Raw genomic sequence first — 20487 nt, 5'->3', positions numbered from 1 at the left:
CGAAATTTTTATCTGCCATTCATTTTCAGAAACGCCGCAGCATGGTCAATCCGACCAGCCGCGAAACCACCAAAGCCACGTACATCACGCCTGAGAACTGCTCCAGCATGACCAGTGCGCGTGCCTGCGGATGCAGCGGCACGACATCGCTCAGGCCGACCCCGGACAGCAAGCTGAAGCTCAGATAAAGCAGCTCCATCCAGCTTCGCTGAGGTCCCTCGCTGCTGCCCTGGAAACTGCCCGGATACCACTGTTGGCACACCGCGAATGCGAAGGCGAATGCCCACGCGAGCAAGGTGAAGGTGGCGCCGGCCGCGAACAGTTCGTCGCGGGTGACTTTGTGGTCCTGCAGCATGTAGGCGATCAGGGCGCCGGCCGTATAGAAGTAGAGCAGGCTCTCCAGCAGCTGCGCGGTGGTCACCAGCGCGGCGCGGTCCAGCAGCGCGCCGGCGATGGAGAACACCACCGCCGGAATCGCCAGCAGCAGTGCCAGCCATGTACCCAAAGGGCTGCGCTGGACCACCCACAATGCCAGGCCCAGCACCGCCATTCCAAACATGCCCAATGCGGCGCGGCCGGCGGCCGTGTCGTCCAGCGCGGGATACAGCATCACCGCCAGCAGCTGCGCGCCCAGCAGCCACGCGGACGGATGGCGGCGGGTGATGGCCAGCCAGCGGGTGGTCACGGCAACAGGCATGGCGTCCCTTCCCCGGAAAGATGGGCGCAGGATAACGGGATGCGCGTGAGGCGCGCGATGCAGCGCCGCCGGGGGCATGCCCGGCGACGCCAGTCCGCTCAGCCCTGCTGGTAGACCTCCGCGCCCGCAGCGCGGAACTGCTCGGACTTCTCCTTCATTCCGGCCTCGGCGTACTCCCGCACGTCCTGGGTGATCTTCATCGAGCAGAAGTGCGGCCCGCACATCGAGCAGAAGTGCGCCAGCTTGTGCGCGTCCTTGGGCAGCGTCTCGTCATGGAATTCCTTTGCCTTCTCCGGGTCCAGCCCGAGGTGGAACTGGTCTTCCCAACGGAACTCGAAGCGCGCCTTGCTCAATGCGTTGTCGCGGACCTGCGCGCCCGGATGCCCCTTGGCCAGGTCGGCCGCATGTGCGGCGATGCGATAGGCCATGATGCCGTCGCGCACATCCTGGCGGTTGGGAAGGCCAAGGTGTTCCTTCGGCGTCACGTAGCAGAGCATCGCGGTACCGAACCAACCGATCATCGCTGCGCCGATGGCACTGGTGATGTGGTCATAGCCGGGCGCGATGTCCGTGGTCAGCGGCCCCAGCGTATAGAACGGAGCCTCACCACATTCGCGCAGCTGCTTGTCCATGTTTTCCTTGATCAGCTGCATCGGCACGTGCCCGGGACCTTCGATCATCGTCTGCACGTCATGCTTCCATGCGATCTTCGTCAGCTCGCCAAGCGTTTCCAGCTCGCCGAACTGCGCCGCGTCGTTTGCGTCTGCGATGCAGCCCGGGCGCAGCCCATCGCCCAGCGAGAAGGTCACGTCGTAGGCCTTCATGATTTCGCAGATGTCCTCGAAGTGCGTGTAGAGGAAATTCTCCTTGTGATGGGCCAGGCACCACTTGGCCATGATCGAGCCGCCGCGACTGACGATGCCGGTCACCCGCTTGGCGGTCAGCGGCACGTAGCGCAGCAGCACGCCGGCATGGATGGTGAAGTAGTCCACGCCCTGTTCGGCCTGTTCGATCAACGTGTCGCGGAAGATCTCCCAGGTCAGTGCCTCTGCACGGCCATCGACCTTCTCCAGTGCCTGATAGATCGGCACCGTGCCGATCGCCACCGGCGAGTTGCGGATGATCCACTCGCGGGTCTCGTGGATGTGCTTGCCGGTGGACAGGTCCATCACCGTATCGCCCCCCCAGCGGATCGCCCACACCAGCTTCTCCACTTCCTCGGCGATGCCGGATGACACCGCGCTGTTGCCGATGTTGGCGTTGATCTTGGTCAGGAAGTTGCGGCCGATGATCATCGGCTCGCTTTCCGGGTGGTTGATGTTGTTGGGCAGCACCGCCCGGCCACGGGCGATTTCGTCGCGGACGAACTCCGGGGTGATGATTTTCTGGATGGATGCGCCGAAGGCTTCGCCCGGATGCTGCTGCAGCAGGCCTGCATCGCGGATCGCGTCCAGCCGCTGGTTCTCGCGGATGGCGACGAATTCCATCTCCGGCGTGATGATGCCGCGGCGCGCATAGTGCATCTGGGTGACATTGCCACCCGCGCGGGCGCGGCGCGGCAGGCTGCGGGCCGGGAAGCGCACCGCATCGAGCTTCGGGTCGTGCTCGCGGTCGCGGCCGAAGGAAGAGCTAAGGCCATCAAGCTGTTCGGTGTCACCCCGCGCTTCGACCCACGCACGGCGCAGGGCCGGCAAGCCCGCGGACAGGTCGATGCGCACGTCAGGATCGGTGTAGGGGCCGGAGGTGTCATACACCGTGACCGGCGCGTTCTCTTCGCCGCCGAACAGGGTCGGCGTGCGGCTCAGTGCGATCTCGCGCATCGGCACGCGCAGGTCCGGGCGCGAGCCGGTGACATGGATCTTGCGCGAGCCGGGAATCGGCCGGGTCACGGATTCGGAGAGTTGCTGGGCCTGTTGCTGCAGGGCGGAGAGCTGTGCGTTCATCGGGCATCGTCCAGGAGGGTCAGGGACGAAGCGGCGGCGCACTGCCCCCGCACGCGGACGGTCCTTGGGCGGCGTCCGGGTTCGGTTGCATTGCAAAGCTTCCCTACGCCGGTATGAGCCGGATCAGGTTCCAAGGGACTGTCTCAACCGTGGCCGATGGCCGCGGTACCCCCGCTTCTTGCCGGCATTAGACCATAGAACCCCTGCAACAGGGCCAGCCGACAGGGCAGCTGAGCATCACGCAACGCGGATGAATTAACGCAACCATGACGTCGCGTTCAGTAACGTGCACGCGCATCGTGTCGCTGCGACCGATGACGCATCGCCGCCATCGCGGCCTCTGCCCGGCTCGCGCTCGAGTGCCGCCGGCCCCTCGCTGCAAGCGTTTGCTCGCTCCCTCAATCCCTTTGATCGGAGAAGCTCCTCCATGGTGTTTCGTGTTTCCATCGCACTGGTCCTGTTGCTGGTGCTGCTTGCCGGCGTAGCACCCGGCCCCTTCAACGCCGTGGTGCAGAGCATCCTCGGCGAACTCATCCGCGGCATCGGCTGGCTGTACCTGCTGGTGGTGTTCCTGGCGCTGGTGTTCCTGATGTACCTGGCGTTCGGTCGCTTCGGCAACCTGCGCATCGGTGGCGAAGACGCCGAACCCGAATTCTCGCGGGCCAGCTGGATGTCGATGCTGTTCGCCGCCGGCATGGGCATCGGCCTGGTGTTCTGGGGGGCGGCCGAACCGATCTCCCACTTCAGCAAGCCGCCGGAAGGACTGGCACCGGAAAGCATGGACGCCGCACGTGCAGCGATGCGCTATGCGTTCTTCCACTGGGGCCTGCATCCGTGGGCGATCTACGCGCTGATCGGCCTGGCAATGGCGTGGTTCCAGTTCAACCGCAACGGCCGCGGGCTGGTCAGCGACATGCTGCAGCCGATCATCGGTCATCATCATCGGGGCTGGATCGGACGGATCGTCAACATTGCCGCGGTGGTGGCCACGGCGATCGGCGTGGCTACCACGCTGGGCTTCGGCACCATCCAGATCGCAGCCGGCATGCAGCGCGTGTTCGGCGTGCATGCCGGTGTGCCGCTGCAGCTGACCATCATCGCCGTCGCCTTCGTGCTGTACATGGCCTCCACCCTCAGCGGCGTGGAGCGCGGCGTGAAATGGCTGTCGAACTTCAACCTGGTACTGGCCGCCCTGCTGCTGGCACTGGTCCTGGTGCTCGGGCCGACCGGCGCGATCTTCAATACCTTCACCACGACGCTGGGCTCCTACCTGAACCAGCTGGTGACGATGAGCCTGCGCATGTCACCGTTCTCCTCCAGTACGTGGGTCGCCGACTGGACGATCTTCTACTGGGCCTGGTGGATTTCCTGGGCACCGTTCGTGGGTTCGTTCATCGCGCGCATCTCGCGTGGCCGCAGCGTGCGCGAGTTCGTGGTGGGCGTGGTACTGGCGCCGACGCTGCTGGGCTTCTTCTGGTTCTCGGTGTTCGGTGGCACCGCGATCTGGTCGCAGATCTTCGGCCATGCAGACCTGGTGCAGGCGCTGGGCAACGGCTATGAAACCGTACTGTTCACCCTGTTCGACAGCATGCCGCTGCCATTGCTGCTGTCGTGCATCGCGCTGGTTCTGCTGATGATCTTCTTCGTGACCTCGGCTGACTCGGCGGTGCTGGTGCTGGCCAGCATGTCCACCGACGAGGCAGGCGACCCGCCCGCCAAGCGCAAGCTGGCCTGGGGAGTGGGCATCGCGCTGATCGCAGGCGCGTTGCTGCTGGCCGGCGGCCTCGACGCGCTGCAGGGCATGATCACGATCTCGGCACTGCCATTCGCGCTGCTGATGGTGCTGGTGATGGTCTCGCTGTACCGGGTACTGGACCAGGAGTACACGCGGGAGCGGCGGCAGGCACAGCGCCAGCGGCACATGATCGATGCGTGGATCGCGCGCGAAATGGCGGCACAGGAAGAAACCCAGGCCGAAGCAGCGCGCGCGCAGGATTCGGATTGAGGGTGTTCGGCAGCCTGCGCCGGAAAAACACGAAGGGGTCGGATCCGTTTCCTCTGGAAAACGGATCCGACCCCAACCCACAGCGCGCGGCTGTTGCTGTTGCTGTTGCTTTTGATCTTCTTCTTTCTCTTCCGTGGCTGACGCGCACGGAAATTGTCGGGGGCCTGCGGGTGGGAAGGACGGGGGTGTCCGCGGCATGGATGCCGCGGCCAAGCCTACAAGGACGTATTCACGGCGTCCCCCGGCATTCCCATCCGCACGCCCCAATCCATGATCGGCTCTGGCGATCAGCCGCGAGGGGGCTCAGCCCGGTGGCCGGGAAACTCAATACCCCGCCGCCTGCCCATCCTTTCGACTCTCCGACGCGCCGTAGTACACGCCCGTGTCCGGATCCCGCATGATCGCCTGATACCCGCCGTACGGACCGTCGGCGAACACGATGCGATGCCCCTTGCGCATCAGCGCGCGCACCGTTTCGTACGGGAAGCCCGTCTCCAGGTTCACCTCCCCCCCATCGGTCATCGCCGTGGCCTGTCCGGTCGGCTCCGTGGAACCTTCATGCTGGATACGCGGCGCATCTCCGGCCTCCTGCAGGTTCATGCCGAAGTCCACCAGGTTCATCACGATCTGCGCGTGGCCCTGCGGCTGCATCGCACCGCCCATCACGCCGAAACTGGCATAGGGCTTTCCATCCTTGGTGATGAACGCCGGAATGATGGTCTGGAACGGGCGCTTGCCCGGTGCGTAGCCGTTCGGATGGTTCTTCTGCAGCACGAACATCTCGCCGCGGTCCTGCAGGATGAAACCGAGCCCCGGTGGCGCCATGCCGCTGCCCATCCCGCGGTAGTTCGACTGGATCAGCGACACCATCATGCCGTCAGCATCGGCCACGGTCATGTAGATCGTATCGCCCTCCTCCAGCTGCTTCGGCGTGCCCGGCTGCACTTCCTTCAACGCCTTGTCCATCGAAATCAGTGCACGCCGCTGCGCGGCATACTCCTTGGAAATCAGCTTCTGGACCGGTGCGGGCTGGAAGGCCATGTCGGCGTAGAAGCGCGCACGATCGGCGAAGGCCAGCTTCTTGGCCTCCACGAACAGATGCACGTGCTCGGGCGAGCCGAATGGAATCTTCGAGAAGTCGTAGCCTTCAAGTACGTTGAGAATCTGCAGCGCGGCGATGCCCTGGCTGTTCGGCGGCAACTCCCATACGTCGTAACCGCGGTAGTTGCTGCTGACCGGCTCGACCCACTCGCCGTGGTGGTCGGCCATGTCCTGGTAGCTCAGGTAGCCACCATTGGCCTTGAAGTAATCGCCGATGGTGTGGGCGATCTCGCCCTTGTAGAAGGCATCCCGGCCGCCGTCGGCTACCTTCTGCAACGTATCGGCCAGGTTCGGGTTCTTCCACATCTCGCCCTTGCGCGGGGCATGCCCGTTGACCGTGAACTGTTCCTTGAAGCCGGGATACTGCGACAGCCGTGGCACGGAACGATCCCAGTAATAGGCGATCACCTCGGCCACCGGGTGGCCTTCGCGCGCGTAGCGGATGGCGGGCGCAAGATTGTCGGCCATGGGCTTGCGGCCAAAGCGGCCATGCAGGGCGAACCAGCCATCGACGGCACCCGGCACGGAGACCGGCAACGGCCCGGTCGCCGGGATCTCCTTCAGACCGCGCCGCTGGAACTCGGCCAGGGTCAGCGACTTCGGCGAGCGGCCGGACCCGTTGTAGCCGTACAGCTTCTGTGTCTTCGGGTCCCAGACGATGGCGAACAGATCGCCACCGATGCCATTGCCGGTCGGCTCCATCAGGCCCAGTGCAGCATTGGCGGCGATGGCGGCATCGACCGCCGAGCCGCCGGACTTCATCACGTCCAGTGCGATCTGGGTGGCCAGCGGCTGCGAAGTGGCCGCCATGGCGTGAGGCGCGATGACTTCCGAGCGGGTGGCGAAGGTGTGGCCGGTGATGCGGTCGGCAGCGAGGGAAAGCACAGGCATGGCCGCCAGGACGGCGGCAGCCAGCAGGGAACGGGCAAGGCGTCGGGACACAGTCGGGTTCCGATGGAAGGGTGGTAGCACCGATCATCGCCTCTGCGGCCTTCACACGGTATCGGGCAGAGGTCATGGGGCGAGGCGGCCGCGGCGAACGCTGCCGGCACCGGGTCATGCCCGGCGGGCAGAACCCCCGAAATCCGCGCAAAAACCTTGGTGAAAGGAGTGAATTCGGGTTCACCGAAACACTTTCAGCGGCAACCATCCTTGCGCCACAAGCGATTCCGCTGGACGCAGCGGAAAGTGCCTGGAATCACCCCGACAAGGGTTGACATCGTCAAAACAGCTGTGTTTCTCTCGATCACATGCTGCAACACAACACACCACCGCGAACCCACATCGACGCCGCCGACATCGGCGCCGCGTCGCTGCGTTCGATTCTTGTGCTCGTACTTATTACCCAACCAACAGGTGCGGGACGAGCCAGCGTGTAAGCAGATAGAACACACCGGAACTCGATCAAAAACCCGCACCCGCCCAGGTGCGGGTTTTTTCATTTCAAGACCTGGTTTCAGACGCAACCACCATGACCACCGCCTTCTGCAAAACCCGGACCTGCTGCACCACGATGCCTCGTGGCGGCCGTTCCTGTGCGATGCGCGGCCCCTCCTCCACCGCTTTCCCCTGACCGGCCGGTACGTCGCTTCGACGACCGGCCGTTCTTTTTTCTTCCCACCGCAAGGAACCTCCCCCATGAGCACCAACGACCTGCCCCAGACCAAGATCGCCGTCATCGGCTACGGCAGCCAGGGCCGCGCCCACGCACTGAACCTGCGCGAATCCGGCTTCGATGTGGTGGTAGGCCTGCGGCCGGGCGGCCCGACCGAAGCCAAGGCCCAGGCCGATGGCTTCACCGTCGTGGCTCCCGCCGATGCGGTGAAGGATGCCGACCTGGTCGCCGTGCTGACTCCGGACATGGTGCAGAAGAAGCTCTACAACGACGTGCTGGCGCCCAACATGAAGCAGGGCGCGTGCCTGCTGTTCGCCCACGGCCTCAATGTCCACTACGGCATGATCGAGCCGCGCGCCGACCTGGACGTGGTCCTGGTCGCACCGAAGGGCCCGGGCGCGCTGGTGCGTCGCGAGTACGAGATCGGCCGTGGCGTTCCGTGCATCTGGGCGGTCTACCAGGACACCAGCGGCCAGGCCGCGCAGCATGCGCAGGCCTATGCGACCGGTCTCGGTGGCGCCCGCGCCAATCTGATCCAGACCACCTTCAAGGAAGAAACCGAGACCGACCTGTTCGGTGAGCAGGCGGTGCTGTGCGGTGGCGCCTCGGCGCTGGTACAGGCCGGTTTCGAGACCCTGGTGGAAGCCGGCTACCAGCCCGAGATCGCCTATTACGAAGTGCTGCACGAACTGAAGCTGATCGTGGACCTGTTCTACGAAGGCGGCATCTCGCGCATGCTGGAATTCATCTCCGAAACGGCGCAGTACGGCGACTACGTCAGCGGTCCGCGGGTGATCGATGCCGGCACCAAGGAGCGCATGAAGGAAGTACTGAAGGACATCCAGGACGGCACCTTCACCAAGAACTGGGTGGCCGAGTACGAAGCGGGCCTGCCGAACTACAACCGGTTCAAGCAGGCCGACCTGGAGCATCCGATCGAGAAGGTAGGCAAGGAACTGCGCGCCAAGATGGTCTGGTTGCAAGGACAGGCCGCGTAACCACGCGGCCCTCCCCCACCCGCTTGCAAGGTCCCCCATGAACTCTTCCACACACCGCAGCGCGCCACCCAACGGGGCGCGCTGGCTGACCCAGGCACTGGAGGCCGAAGGCGTCCGCACGCTGTTCGGCTATCCCGGCGGCACCATCATGCCGTTCTACGACGCGCTGGTGGATTCGTCGTTGAAGCACATCCTGGTGCGGCACGAGCAGGGCGCGGCGCTGGCCGCCAACGGTTTCGCGCGCGCCAGCGGCCAGGTGGGCGTCTGCGTGGCCACCTCCGGCCCCGGCGCATCGAACCTGGTCACCGGTATCGCCGATGCGATGCTGGACTCGGTGCCGATGGTCTGCATCACCGGCCAGGTCGGTACGCCCCTGCTGGGTACCGACGCCTTCCAGGAGCTGGATGTGTTCGGGCTGACGATGCCCATCGTCAAGCACAGCTGGCTGGTACGCAGCGTCGATGACCTGCCCCGCGTGGTCGCCGATGCCTTCCGCATTGCCCGCGAAGGACGTCCCGGCCCGGTGCTGATCGACCTGCCCAAGGACGTGCAGGTGGCCGATGCCAGTCACCTGCCGGTGCATGTGCCGAGCAGCGTCGAACCGCCGCCGGCAGCCACCGACGCCGCCATCGCCGCCGCCATCGCAGCGCTGGCGGCGGCGGAGAAGCCGGTGGTGTATGCCGGCGGCGGCATCGCACTGGGCGATGCGGTGCAGGATCTGCGCGATTTCGTCGAGGCCAGTGGCATTCCCACGGTGATGACCCTGCGTGGACTGGGCGCTCTGCCGGCACACCATCCGCAGTCGCTGGGCATGCTGGGCATGCACGGCACCCGCGCTGCCAACATGGCGGTGCAGGAAAGCGACCTGCTGCTGGTGCTGGGCGCACGCTTCGATGATCGCGCCACCGGCAAGCTGGCGGAGTTCGCTCCGTTCGCGCGCGTGGTCCATATCGATGCCGATGCGTACGAGATCTCCAAGCTGCGCAGCGCCGACGTCGCCGTGCCCGGCAATGTCGGCCACGCCATCCGTGCCCTGCATGCGGCCTTCCCCTCCCCCAGGGCCCATCAGGACGCATGGCGCAGCCGCTGTGCGCAGCATCGCGACCGCTTCGCCGCCCGCTACGACGCGCCTGGCCAGCACATCTACGCACCCGCGCTGCTGAAGCGCCTGAGCGAACTGGCACCCGCCGACACGGTGATTGCCTGCGACGTCGGCCAGCATCAGATGTGGGTGGCCCAGCATTGTCGTTTCAATCATCCGCGCAACCATCTGACCAGCGGCGCGCTGGGCACGATGGGCTTCGGCCTGCCGGCGGCGATGGGCGCGCAGTTTGCCTGCCCGGAGCGCACCGTGGTGCTGGTGTCCGGCGATGGCAGCTTCATGATGAACGTGCAGGAGCTGGCGACCATCGCCCGGTGCCGCCTGCCGGTGAAGATCGTGCTGCTGGACAACAGCTCGCTGGGCATGGTCCGGCAGTGGCAGGAGCTGTTCTTCGCCGAGCGCTACAGCGAGATCGATCTGTCCGACAACCCGGATTTCGTCGCCCTGGCCCAGGTGTTCGGCATCGCCGCCAGCCGCATCGATTCGCGCGATGACGTCGAAGGCGGCCTGGCCGCGCTGCTGGCCGAGCCGGGCCCGGCGTTGCTGCACGTAGCCATCGACGCGCGCGCCAACGTGTGGCCGCTGGTGCCGCCGAACACCGCCAACAGCACCATGCTGGAAAGCAATCCAGCCCATGCCCGCCAGGAGATTCCCAATGCAATACCGGCTTGACCTGGTGCTGCAGCCGGCCGAAGGCGCGCTGCTGCGCGTGATCGGCATGGCCGAGCGCCGTGGCTTCGCGCCGCGTTCGATCAGCGGTGCTCCGGACGCCGCCGATGACGGACGCTGGCACCTGCAGCTGGTCGTGGACGGCCAGCGACCGGCGGAGACGCTGTGCCGGCAGATCGAAAAGATCTACGACTGCGTATCGGTGGAGCTGACGCCGGTAGACAGCAGCATCGAAGGAGTATCGCAATGAACACCCGTACCGTTGTGACCACGGTGCCGGTACGGAGGCGTCTTCTTCGCCGCCCGCACCCGCATGCGGTGGTCGCGCACACCGCACCGGTGGCCCATGCCGGCCGCTGATACCAGCAAGGAAAGTGATGTCGGCGACGTAAGCGTCGCCGATGTCCTGGCCGCGCAGGCACGCCTGCGCCGCTTCCTGCCGCCCACGCCACTGCATCATGCCGAACGCTTCGGCACCTGGCTGAAGCTGGAGAATCTGCAGCGGACCGGCTCCTACAAGGTGCGCGGGGCGTTGAATGCCCTGCTGGCCGGCCGCGAGCGCGGTGACAGCCGCCCCGTGATCTGCGCCTCGGCGGGCAATCATGCCCAGGGCGTTGCCTGGGCCGCCTACCGGCTGGATGTCCCCGCGATCACCGTGATGCCGCACGGTGCACCGGCAACCAAGATCGCCGGTGTCGCCCATTGGGGGGCCACCGTACGCCAGCACGGCAACAGTTATGACGAGGCCTGCGCCTTCGCCGTCGAACTGGCGCAGCGTCATGGCTATCGCTTCCTGTCCGCCTTCGATGACGCCGACGTGATCGCCGGCCAGGGGACGGTCGGCATCGAGCTGGCCGCGCACGCGCCGGACGTGGTGATCGTACCGATCGGCGGTGGTGGCCTGGCCGCCGGTGTTGCCCTGGCGCTCAAGTCGCAGGGCGTGCGCGTGATTGGTGCACAGGTGGAAGGCGTGGACTCGATGGCCCGTGCGATCCACGGCGATGTCCGCGAGATCGCCCCGGTGGCATCGCTGGCCGATGGCGTGCGGGTGAAGATCCCCGGCTTCCTGACCCGTCGCCTGTGCAGTTCGCTGCTGGACGACGTGGTGATCGTGCGCGAGGCCGAACTGCGTGAAACGCTGGTGCGCCTGGCACTGGAAGAACACATCATCGCCGAAGGCGCGGGCGCGCTGGCACTGGCTGCCGGTCGACGCATCGCCGGGCGCCGCAAGTGCGCCGTGGTCTCCGGCGGCAACATCGATGCCGGCGTGCTGGCCGGCCTGCTGACCGACATCCGCCCACGCCCGCCGCGCAAGCCGCGACGGCGTCGCGCCGAGACGCCCCGCCCGCCGGCACGGACCAGCGTCACGCCCACCACTGCTGCCCCCCCTTCCCCCCTGCACGCCGTTGCACCTGTTGTCGAGGAGATCTCCCTGTGACCACCATCGAACGAATTACCACCCCGCGCATCCGCATCTTCGACACCACCCTGCGTGACGGCGAGCAGTCCCCCGGCTGCAGCATGAGCCCACCGCAGAAGCTGGTGATGGCGCGTGCGCTGGACGAACTGGGCGTGGACATCATCGAGACCGGCTTCCCGGCCAGCTCGCAGTCCGACCGCGAAGCGATGGCCCTGATCGGCCGCGAACTGCGCCGTCCGGGCCTGAGCCTGGCCGTGCTGTCGCGCTGCCTGCAGGCCGATATCGAGACCTCGGCACGTGCCCTGGAAGCCGCGGCCAACCCGCGCCTGCACGTGTTCCTGTCGACCAGCCCGCTGCACCGCGAGCACAAGCTGCGGATGACCCGCGAGCAGGTGCTGGAGTCGGTACGCAAGCATGTATCGCTGGCCCGTTCCTACATCGACGATGTCGAGTTCTCGGCCGAAGATGCCACCCGCACCGAGCTGGACTACCTGATCGAGGTCTCGCGCGCGGCCATCGCCGCCGGCGCCACCACCATCAACCTGCCCGACACCGTCGGCTTCACCACGCCGGAGGAAATCCGCGCGATGTTCCAGCAGGTCATTGCCGGCGTGGCCGACGTGCCCAATGCCGCCAATGTGATCTTCAGCGCGCACTGCCACAACGACCTGGGACTGGCTGTGGCCAATTCCCTGGCCGCCATCGAGGGCGGCGCCCGCCAGGTCGAGTGCACCGTCAACGGCATCGGTGAACGCGCCGGCAACTGCTCGCTGGAAGAAATCGCGATGGCGCTGAAGGTGCGCCAGGCCTTCTACGAGCAGGACACCGCGATCAACACCCCGCGCATCGTCGGCACCTCGCAGCTGCTGCAGCGCCTGGTCGGCATGCCGGTGCAGCGCAACAAGGCCATCGTCGGCGCCAATGCCTTCGCCCATGAATCGGGCATCCACCAGCATGGCATGCTGCGCCATCGCGGCACCTACGAAATCATGCGCCCGGAAGACGTGGGCTGGGAGGATTCGCAGATGGTGCTGGGCCGCCACAGTGGCCGCGCCGCCGTCGAAGCGCGCCTGCGTGCGCTGGGCTTCTGGCTGGACGAAGAAGAGCTGAAGCTGGTGTTCGAACAGTTCAAGGGCCTGTGCGAGCAGCAGCGGGTGGTCACCGATGCCGACCTGCAGACCTTGATGCAGGGCGGCGCCAATGCACAGGGCTATCGCCTGGCCTCGATGACCATCAGCGATGTCGGCAGTCGCGCCAATGCACTGGTGGAGCTGTCCGACCCGGACGGCAACCGCGTGGCCGAGACCGCGCAGGGCGATGGTCCGGTGGACGCGCTGTTCGGCGCGTTGTCGGCCGCCACCGGCGTGCAGCTGATGCTCGACAGCTATCACGTGCACAGCGTCGGCATCGGTGCCGATGCACGCGGCGAGGCCAACCTGAGCGTGCGCCACGACGGCATCGAATACGACGGCACCGGCACCAGCAAGGACATCATCGAAGCCTCTGCGCTGGCCTGGCTGGACGTTGCCAACCGGCTGCTGCGCCAACGCCAGGCTGCCGCCAGCAGCGTCAGCGAAACCGCCACCCCTGCCACCGCCTGAGAAACCTGACATGAGCGCCTTCGACACGACCACGTCCGCTACGGCGGGCCAGCAGTGGAACGCCCAGGACTATGCGATCGATGCCGGTTTCGTGCCGCTGCTCGGCGGCGCGGTGTCGCGCCTGCTCGACCCGCGCGCCGGTGAGCACATCCTCGATCTGGGCTGTGGCGATGGGGTGCTCAGCAGTGAACTGGCGTTGAGCGGTGCACGCATCCACGGCGTGGACGCGTCGCCGGAACTGGTGATCGCCGCCCGCGCGCGCGGCGTCGATGCGCAGGTGATGGACGGCCATGCCCTGTCCTTCGATGGCGCGTTCGACGCGGTGTTCAGCAACGCCGCGCTGCATTGGATGCGTCACCCCGACGCCGTGCTGGAAGGCGTGCGCCGTGCACTGCGTCCCGGCGGCCGCTTCGTGGCCGAGTTCGGTGGCCATGGCAACGTGGCGACCATCATCGCCGCGGTGCAGGCCGCACGTGCCGCGCATGGCCATGGCGCCAGCGGTTTCCAGTGGTATTTCCCGACCGCCGACGCCTACGCCGACCGCCTGCGCCAGCACGGCTTCCAGGTGCAGCTGATCGAATGCCTGCCGCGCCCCACCGCACTGCCGACCGGCGTGGCAGGATGGCTGCGGGTGTTCGCCGCACCGCTGCTGGACGACCTGCCGGTCGGGGCCCGAGCCACCGTTCGCGAGGCCGCCGCGGCCCTGCTGGCCGACCTGCCCCGCAACGCGGCGGGCCAGCCGCTGGCTGACTACGTGCGCCTGCGCGTCCTCGCGCGCCGCCGTTGACTTGACCCTTTCCCGTTATTTCCCGATGTTCGTTCAATCGTACTTCTGCCAGGCAACCGCATGACCTCCGCACCCCGCACCCTGTACGACAAACTGTGGGACGCCCACGTGGTCGTTCCCGAATCCGACAGCGCCCCTGCGGTGCTGTACATCGACCTGCACCTGATCCACGAGGTGACATCGCCGCAGGCGTTCACCGAGCTGCGCGAACGCGGTCTCCGCCCACGCCGGCCGGACCGCACCAAGGCGACGATGGATCATTCCACGCCGACCCTGCCGGCCACCGCCGACGGCCGGCTGCCGTACGCCAGCGCCGCCTCCGAGGCGCAGGTCGCCACGCTTGCGCGCAACTGCAGCGAGCACGGCATCGAACTGTTCGACATGAGCTCGGACAACCGGGGCATCGTCCATGTCATCGCGCCCGAGCAGGGTTTTACCCAGCCCGGCATGACCATCGTCTGCGGCGACAGCCATACCTCCACCCATGGTGCGTTCGGCTCGCTGGCCTTCGGCATCGGCACCAGCGAAGTGGGTCATGTGCTGGCAACACAGTGCCTGCTGCAGCGGAAGGCGAAGACGCTGGCAATCACGGTCGACGGCCCCCTGGCGCCGGGCGTCGGCGCGAAGGACGTGGTCCTGCACATCATCGGTGTGATCGGCGTCAACGGCGGCACCGGCCATGTGATCGAGTTCCGTGGCAGCACCATCGAAGCGATGGACATGGAGCAGCGCATGACCCTGTGCAACATGTCCATCGAGGCCGGCGCGCGCGCGGGCATGGTGGCACCGGACCAGGTCACCTTCGATTTCGTCGCCAACACGCCACGCGGCCCCAAGGGCGCCGATTTCGAGGCGGCCGTGGCCCGTTGGCAGGAACTGCGCAGCGATGAAGGCGCGCGCTTCGACAGCGAAGTCCACATCGATGCAGCCGACATCCGTCCGACCCTGACCTGGGGCACGCATCCCGGCACCGCCATCGCGGTCGATGTGCCGATTCCTGCGGCCAACGACGCCGCCGCGCAGAAGGGCCTGGACTACATGCACTTCCAGGCCGGCCAGGCACTGGCCGGCACGCCGGTCGATGTCGTGTTCGTCGGTTCGTGCACGAACGGCCGCCTCAGCGACATGCGCGAAGTGGCACAGGTGCTGCGCGGCCGCCGCGTCGCCGAGCGCGTGCGCATGCTGGTGGTACCGGGCTCGGAGATCGTCAAGCGCCAGGCCGAAGCGGAGGGTATCGATGAGATCGTGCGTGCAGCCGGTGCCGAATGGCGCGCGCCGGGCTGCTCGATGTGCATCGCCATGAATGGTGATCTGGTCGCCCCCGGCCAACTGGCAGTGAGTACCAGCAACCGCAACTTCGAGGGCCGCCAGGGGCCGGGCTCGCGCACACTGCTGGCCTCGCCGATGAGCGCCGCCTGGGCGGCGGTGAAGGGCCACGTGGCCGATACCCGCGAACTGTTCGCGCAGGAGGTGGCGTAATGGCCGGTTTCCGCACCTTGACCTCGTCCAGCGTCGTACTGCGCCAGACCAACATCGACACCGACCAGATCATTCCGGCCCGGTTCCTGTCCACCACCGAGCGTGCCGGACTGGGCCGCAACGCGTTCAATGACTGGCGCTGGCAGTCCGATGGTTCGCCGGTGGCCGATTTCGCCTTCAACCAGCCGCACAACGCCGGCCGCAGCATCCTGCTGGCGGGCCGCAACTTCGGCTGTGGTTCCTCGCGCGAGCACGCGCCGTGGGCGCTGACCGACCTGGGCCTGCGCGCCATCGTCAGCAGCGAGATCGCCGACATCTTCCGTGGCAACTCACTGAAGAACGGCCTGCTGCCGATCGTCCTGGACGAAGCCGACGTTCAGGCGCTGATGCAGCGCCCCGACGACGAACTGACCATCGACGTGGCGGCACGCGAGCTGCGTACGCCGGATGGCCGGGTCTACTCCTTCCCGCTGGATGGCTTCTCGCAGACCTGCCTGCTGGAAGGCGTCGATCAACTGGGTTATCTGCTGGGCCGCGTCCCTGACATCGAACGTTACGAGAGTGAGCATGCACGCTGAGATCGTTGTACTCCCCGGTGATGGCATCGGCCCGGAAGTGGCCGCCGCTGCGGTTGCGGTCCTGAAAGCCATCGGCGAACGCTTCAACCACACCTTCACGTTCAGCGAGCACGATATCGGTGGCATCGCCATCGATCGCCATGGCGAGCCCCTGCCCGCCGCGACCCTCGCCGCATGCCAGGCTGCGAATGCCGTGCTGCTGGGTGCAGTGGGTGGACCGAAGTGGTCCGACCCGAACGCCAAGGTGCGCCCCGAGCAGGGCCTGCTGGCGATCCGCAAGGCGCTGGGCCTGTACGCCAACCTGCGGCCGGTGCGTACCCATGATGCCGCCCTGGGGGCATCGCCGATCAAGGCCGAACTGCTCAAGGGCGTGGACTTCGTGGTGGTACGCGAACTGACCGGCGGCATCTACTTCGGCGACAAGACCCGCGATGCCGACAGCGCCAGCGACCTCTGCCGCTACACCGTGGCCGAAATCGAGCGCGTGCTGCGCAGCGCGTTCCGCCTGGCACAGCAGCGCCGAGGCAAGGTGACCTCGGTGGACAAGGCCAACGTGCTGGAGACGTCCCGCCTGTGGCGCGACGTCGCCGCCCGCATCGGCCGCGAGGAGTTCCCGGACGTCGTGCTGGAACACCAGCTGGTCGATTCGATGGCGATGCACCTGCTGGCCAAGCCACGCGAATACGACGTGATCGTGACCGAAAACATGTTCGGCGACATCCTCACCGACGAGGCCTCGATGCTGGCCGGCTCACTGGGCCTGCTGCCGTCGGCGTCGCTGGGAGAACCGGGGGCGGTCGGCATCTACGAGCCGATCCACGGTTCGGCACCGGACATCGCCGGCAAGGGCATCGCCAACCCCTACGCGACGATCCTCAGCGCGGCCATGCTGCTGCGCCACTCGCTGGGCCTGGATGCCGAAGCGGCGGCGGTGGAGGCGGCCGTGCACGCGGTGCTGGATGATGGCGTGTTCACTGCTGATCTGGCTGCAAAGGGCCAGGCCGTGAGCACGGCGGCGGCGACCGACGCCGTGCTGGCGAAGCTGGCCTGACCCCTCCGGGTGCCGGGCGCACTGCCCGGCACCTTGCAGCGCGCACCCACCGCAGCGCGGACGATCCGGGCATCGCATGATGCGCCGTGCTGGCTGCCCCTACATGCGCCCGCCCCCTGCGCCACCGAAGACGGGATCTCCCAGCTCGGGCAGCGCCTCCCGGAAGTAGCACCCCTGCTCGGTCAGGCCATTACCGATATCTGCCAGCATCAGTCGCTTCTGCTCCAGCCAGCCATCTGCGGCCTGGCGCTGTGGTTGATCGATCGAGTACTCCGCCTTGCCGTTGCGCACCCCGGTCTGCGCAGCACCGAGCCGGTTTGCGATCCGTGCAGCGCTGTCCTGGGCCAGTATCACGTGGAAGTTGCGATCCCGCCGATAGAGCCGCTGCACGCTCAAACCGCCGATGTCGACGGGGTGCGGCAGATCCCACCATTCCGTCCCCAGGCCGTCCTCGTCATGTCGCCACGCCAGTGGTTCCCAGCGACGATAGATCAGGACCGTCGCAAGCCAATTGCGATCTTCAATGGTCCCCTCGCAGCTCATCAGCCGCGGCAGCAGCGCCAACGCAGCCCGTTCACGCTCCGCCGGTGCGCTCCCACGGAAGGCCTGCTCACTGACCCAATCCGGGCGCTGACGATGCATGTATTCGCAGCCGATGCTCAACAGGCCACTTCCACGCCGGTCCAGCACCAACCTCTGCTCTGCGGTGAGGCCATTGCCGTTGCTCGGAGTGCGCTGCTGGAGCCTGCGGTGCCATTCATCACGGTTGAATGCGGGCGGGATAGGCACCGCCTGCAACTGCTGTTCCGCAACGATTCTCTCACCTGCATCGCGTGGCAGAACGAGCCTCTTTATCAACGTATCAAGCAGCAACGTCCTGGACCTGACTCCATGCACTTTGATCGGTTTCGGCAGTTCGATGAGTGTGCGTCCGTACTCGTCACCAAGCACCCGCCACGTACCGTACTTCCGCGGCAGTGGCGCGCGGTCCTGCCGCAGCACCTCGCCGATCAGAAGATGATTACGTATCGTTGTGCGGTGGTCGGCACGGCATTCGACAATGGCCGCCAGATCGGCCAGGGCCATCTTCCTTGAGTCCGTGCGCTCCAGTGTCCATCCGTCCGAGGGCGGCCGGGCCAACGCTGGCGCCCCAGCAACCAGCAGCATCCAGGTCAACACGACGGGACCAGCCAGGCGAATCCGTGAGGTCATCAGCAGCGGTATCGGCATGGATCACCTGACCGCTGTTGACGGGGACGTCGCGTCGACGCGCGTACCGCGCCTGGCGTTGAAGGAAGGGGACATTGACAAGCGCAGCACCTGCAGAACCGATTCATATTCATACCTGCCCACGATGCCTTGGCGCTCTGCCCCGATCCATGCAAGAAGTTTCAAACACTCCGATCACAACGCCAGCCCGAGGCAGAACCTACGGATTCATTCACGGGACCTGCCGGCAGGCGCGGTCACGATGCCGTACTGGCGAAGCTGGCCTGACCCGCCGGGCGGCACCTGTAGCGTCGAGCCATGCCCGGCGGCTGTTGCATGAGCCGGGCATGGCTCGGCGCCACAGGTGCAGTGCGGTGGAGCCTCGCCCGGCGTGGCCCGGTTACTTGGTGGTGTAGCCACCGTTGACCAGCACCGTCTGCCCGGTCATCCACCAGCCGTCGGTGACCAGGAAACGGATCCACGGCACGATGTCGGCAATGTCGGTCAGACCGGTGCGGGTGAACGCGGACAGCGCCGCCGCGGTCTTGTGATACGCCTGCGCATCGGCACTCTCGGCAGGATAGAAGAACGGCGTGTCCATCGGCCCGGGACCGATCGCGGTCACCGAGATGCCCCGCTCGCCGAACTCCTTCGATGCCGCGCGGGTGAAGTGCTCCACCGGCGCCTTGGTGCCTGCATAGCTGGAGTAGAACGGCGTGTAGGCGCCCAGCAGCGACGTCACCAGGGTGCAGATGCGGCCACCATCATTGACGTGACGGCCGGCCTCCTTGAGGAAGAAGAACGCCGCCTTGGCATTCACCGCGCTCATCTCGTCGTACTCCGCTTCGCTGATCTCCAGCATCGGCTTCTTCAGGACCTTGCCGACGGTATTGATGGCGACATCGGGACGGCCGACGGCTGCGACAGCGTCGGCGAACAGGCGCTCCATCGCGGCAGCGGAGGTCAGGTCGCCCTGCAGCGCCACGGCCTCGCTGCCCGCGGCCTGGACCGCCGCGACGGTCGCTTCGGCGTCGGCCTGGCTGGCATCGCTGTTGTAATGGATGACGATGGCCCCGGCGCCGTGCGCGGCGAAATCGCGGGCGAGCAGGCCACCGAGGTTCTTGGCACCGCCTGCGATCAGCACGGTCTTGCCCTTGAGGGAGTGGTCGGTCATGGCTTCGGTCTCGGAGTGGGGCTGTCCGGGATGGCAACCCTGCCCCGATGACGATATCGTGCGGAAAATGCGGATAAAGCCCGCAACATTGACTTAACTTTCCAGATCGAGCGAACAATGGATCGGATCGACCGCTTCCGCATCTTCAGCCGGGTGGTGGAGTGCGCCAGCTTCACCCGCGCCGCCGACCAGCTCGGACTGCCCCGTTCCACGGTATCGGCGGCGGTCGCCGAGCTGGAACAACGGCTGGGTACGCGCCTGTTGCAACGCTCGACGCGACGCGTCTCCACCACCCACGATGGCGATGTGTTCCACGCCCGCTGCCTGCGCCTGATCGCCGAGGTCGAAGATGCCGAATCGCTGTTCCGCCAGGAGGACGCGCAGCCGGTCGGCCTGCTGAGGATCGACGTACCCAGCCGCATCGGCCGGCGCATCGTGGCGCCGGCGCTGCCTGACTTCTTCGCCCGTTATCCGCAGGTGGAGGTGAATCTGGGCATGACCGACCGCGCAGTGAACCTGATCGAGGAAGGCTGCGATGCGGTGTTGAGGGTCGGCCAGCTGGGCGATTCCAGCCTGGTTTCGCGCACGCTGGGCACGCTGGACTTCGTCAACGTGGCTGCGCCGTCCTACCTGCGCGCGTACGGCGTCCCGCAGCAACCGGCGGACCTGCAGCAGCACCGGGCGGTGAACTACGCCTCGCCGACGACCGCGCGGGTGGAACCATGGGAATGGCAGGACGGACCCCAGCTGCGCACGCTGCCCATGCAGGGCTGGGTACGGGTGAACAGCGCCGAAGCCTCGATCGCCTGCTGCGTGGCCGGACTGGGACTGCTGCAGATTCCGCGCTATGACGTGCAGGACGAGCTGCAGTCCGGCACGTTGGTGGAAGTGATGCCACGGCATGTCGCACAACCGTTGCCGGTCACCCTGCTGCAACCGCATCGGCAGCATCGGGCACAGCGCGTGCACGTATTCCTGGAGTGGCTGGTGCCACTGCTGCGGAGCGGCCTGCAACTGCAGTAGATCCACGCCATGCTCGACTCACCCCATCATCGCGC

Annotated in this window: 16 protein-coding genes and 1 riboswitch; of the genes, 11 read left to right on the top strand and 5 right to left on the bottom strand. The window is 66.5% G+C overall.

What is annotated here, in order from left to right:
- Positions 1–25 precede the first annotated feature (25 nt).
- Together ACVOKU_RS13590 and thiC are read right to left on the bottom strand one after the other, a co-directional pair.
- The gene (locus ACVOKU_RS13590) at positions 26–697 is read right to left on the bottom strand and encodes an ion channel (RefSeq protein WP_481560180.1); all 672 of its coding nucleotides are present in this window, start codon (positions 695–697) and stop codon (positions 26–28) included.
- Positions 698–795: 98 nt separating this feature from the next.
- On the bottom strand, positions 796–2640 hold the full coding sequence (thiC, locus tag ACVOKU_RS13585; protein ID WP_128990693.1) for a phosphomethylpyrimidine synthase ThiC: 1845 nt from the start codon (positions 2638–2640) through the stop codon (positions 796–798).
- Between the two features lie 82 nt (positions 2641–2722).
- A riboswitch (TPP riboswitch) is annotated at positions 2723–2823 on the bottom strand.
- Positions 2824–3067: 244 nt separating this feature from the next.
- On the opposite strand from thiC, the gene ACVOKU_RS13580 reads away from it, so the two are divergent.
- Positions 3068–4645 (top strand): BCCT family transporter, encoded by a 1578-nt coding sequence (locus tag ACVOKU_RS13580; RefSeq protein ID WP_481560179.1) that lies wholly within the window; start codon positions 3068–3070, stop codon positions 4643–4645.
- A gap of 324 nt (positions 4646–4969) precedes the next feature.
- Here ACVOKU_RS13580 and ggt read toward each other — a convergent pair whose 3' ends face one another.
- On the bottom strand, positions 4970–6688 hold the full coding sequence (ggt, locus tag ACVOKU_RS13575) for a gamma-glutamyltransferase (protein ID WP_481560178.1): 1719 nt from the start codon (positions 6686–6688) through the stop codon (positions 4970–4972).
- Positions 6689–7384: 696 nt separating this feature from the next.
- On the opposite strand from ggt, the gene ilvC reads away from it, so the two are divergent.
- The 9 genes from ilvC to leuB all read left to right on the top strand — a co-directional run bounded on the left by ilvC (position 7385) and on the right by leuB (position 17046).
- Positions 7385–8359 (top strand): ketol-acid reductoisomerase, encoded by a 975-nt coding sequence (gene ilvC / locus ACVOKU_RS13570; protein ID WP_053520296.1) that lies wholly within the window; start codon positions 7385–7387, stop codon positions 8357–8359.
- Between the two features lie 37 nt (positions 8360–8396).
- On the top strand, positions 8397–10133 hold the full coding sequence (gene ilvG / locus ACVOKU_RS13565; RefSeq protein ID WP_481560177.1) for an acetolactate synthase 2 catalytic subunit: 1737 nt from the start codon (positions 8397–8399) through the stop codon (positions 10131–10133).
- Positions 10117–10380: an ACT domain-containing protein gene (locus ACVOKU_RS13560; protein WP_053520294.1), complete on the top strand. Its 264-nt coding sequence runs from the start codon at positions 10117–10119 to the stop codon at positions 10378–10380. The genes ilvG and ACVOKU_RS13560 overlap by 17 nt, the downstream gene beginning before the upstream one ends.
- A 96-nt stretch (positions 10381–10476) precedes the next feature.
- Positions 10477–11568, top strand: coding sequence for a threonine dehydratase (locus ACVOKU_RS13555; RefSeq protein ID WP_481560176.1), 1092 nt, complete (start codon positions 10477–10479; stop codon positions 11566–11568).
- Positions 11565–13151, top strand: a complete 1587-nt coding sequence (locus ACVOKU_RS13550; protein WP_481560175.1) for a 2-isopropylmalate synthase — start codon at positions 11565–11567, stop codon at positions 13149–13151. Before ACVOKU_RS13555 ends, ACVOKU_RS13550 begins: the two co-directional genes overlap by 4 nt.
- Before the next feature lie 10 nt (positions 13152–13161).
- Positions 13162–13938: a class I SAM-dependent methyltransferase gene (locus ACVOKU_RS13545; protein ID WP_481560174.1), complete on the top strand. Its 777-nt coding sequence runs from the start codon at positions 13162–13164 to the stop codon at positions 13936–13938.
- 60 nt (positions 13939–13998) lie between these two features.
- Positions 13999–15417 carry a 3-isopropylmalate dehydratase large subunit gene (leuC, locus tag ACVOKU_RS13540; protein ID WP_481560173.1) on the top strand — a complete coding sequence of 473 codons (1419 nt, stop codon included), beginning with the start codon at positions 13999–14001 and terminating at the stop codon, positions 15415–15417.
- Positions 15417–15995 (top strand): 3-isopropylmalate dehydratase small subunit, encoded by a 579-nt coding sequence (gene leuD, locus ACVOKU_RS13535; protein WP_053520097.1) that lies wholly within the window; start codon positions 15417–15419, stop codon positions 15993–15995. Before leuC ends, leuD begins: the two co-directional genes overlap by 1 nt.
- Positions 15985–17046: a 3-isopropylmalate dehydrogenase gene (gene leuB, locus ACVOKU_RS13530; protein ID WP_481560172.1), complete on the top strand. Its 1062-nt coding sequence runs from the start codon at positions 15985–15987 to the stop codon at positions 17044–17046. Before leuD ends, leuB begins: the two co-directional genes overlap by 11 nt.
- 99 nt (positions 17047–17145) lie before the next feature.
- Here the strand turns inward: leuB and ACVOKU_RS13525 are convergent, their stop codons facing one another.
- Together ACVOKU_RS13525 and ACVOKU_RS13520 are read right to left on the bottom strand one after the other, a co-directional pair.
- Positions 17146–18132, bottom strand: coding sequence for a hypothetical protein (locus ACVOKU_RS13525; RefSeq protein ID WP_481560171.1), 987 nt, complete (start codon positions 18130–18132; stop codon positions 17146–17148).
- 523 nt (positions 18133–18655) lie between these two features.
- Entirely contained in the window at positions 18656–19429 is a 774-nt protein-coding gene (locus ACVOKU_RS13520) for an SDR family oxidoreductase (RefSeq protein WP_481560170.1), read from the bottom strand.
- Between the two features lie 117 nt (positions 19430–19546).
- Between ACVOKU_RS13520 and ACVOKU_RS13515 the strand changes: the two genes are divergently transcribed.
- Positions 19547–20452, top strand: a complete 906-nt coding sequence (locus ACVOKU_RS13515) for a LysR family transcriptional regulator (RefSeq protein ID WP_481560169.1) — start codon at positions 19547–19549, stop codon at positions 20450–20452.
- Positions 20453–20487: the final 35 nt, after the last annotated feature.

Source organism: Stenotrophomonas sp. STEN147, assembly GCF_056757995.1.
This window is presented reverse-complemented; position numbering and strand designations above follow the sequence as displayed.

Coding starts and splice junctions, on each gene's coding strand:
- ACVOKU_RS13590 (WP_481560180.1), bottom strand. CDS start 697: ATGCCTGTTGCCGTGACCACCCGCTGGCTGGCCATCACCCGCCGCCAT.
- thiC (WP_128990693.1), bottom strand. CDS start 2,640: ATGAACGCACAGCTCTCCGCCCTGCAGCAACAGGCCCAGCAACTCTCC.
- ACVOKU_RS13580 (WP_481560179.1), top strand. CDS start 3,068: ATGGTGTTTCGTGTTTCCATCGCACTGGTCCTGTTGCTGGTGCTGCTT.
- ilvC (WP_053520296.1), top strand. CDS start 7,385: ATGAGCACCAACGACCTGCCCCAGACCAAGATCGCCGTCATCGGCTAC.
- ilvG (WP_481560177.1), top strand. CDS start 8,397: ATGAACTCTTCCACACACCGCAGCGCGCCACCCAACGGGGCGCGCTGG.
- ACVOKU_RS13560 (WP_053520294.1), top strand. CDS start 10,117: ATGCAATACCGGCTTGACCTGGTGCTGCAGCCGGCCGAAGGCGCGCTG.
- ACVOKU_RS13555 (WP_481560176.1), top strand. CDS start 10,477: ATGCCGGCCGCTGATACCAGCAAGGAAAGTGATGTCGGCGACGTAAGC.
- ACVOKU_RS13545 (WP_481560174.1), top strand. CDS start 13,162: ATGAGCGCCTTCGACACGACCACGTCCGCTACGGCGGGCCAGCAGTGG.
- leuC (WP_481560173.1), top strand. CDS start 13,999: ATGACCTCCGCACCCCGCACCCTGTACGACAAACTGTGGGACGCCCAC.
- leuD (WP_053520097.1), top strand. CDS start 15,417: ATGGCCGGTTTCCGCACCTTGACCTCGTCCAGCGTCGTACTGCGCCAG.
- leuB (WP_481560172.1), top strand. CDS start 15,985: ATGCACGCTGAGATCGTTGTACTCCCCGGTGATGGCATCGGCCCGGAA.
- ACVOKU_RS13525 (WP_481560171.1), bottom strand. CDS start 18,132: ATGGCCCTGGCCGATCTGGCGGCCATTGTCGAATGCCGTGCCGACCAC.
- ACVOKU_RS13520 (WP_481560170.1), bottom strand. CDS start 19,429: ATGACCGACCACTCCCTCAAGGGCAAGACCGTGCTGATCGCAGGCGGT.
- ACVOKU_RS13515 (WP_481560169.1), top strand. CDS start 19,547: ATGGATCGGATCGACCGCTTCCGCATCTTCAGCCGGGTGGTGGAGTGC.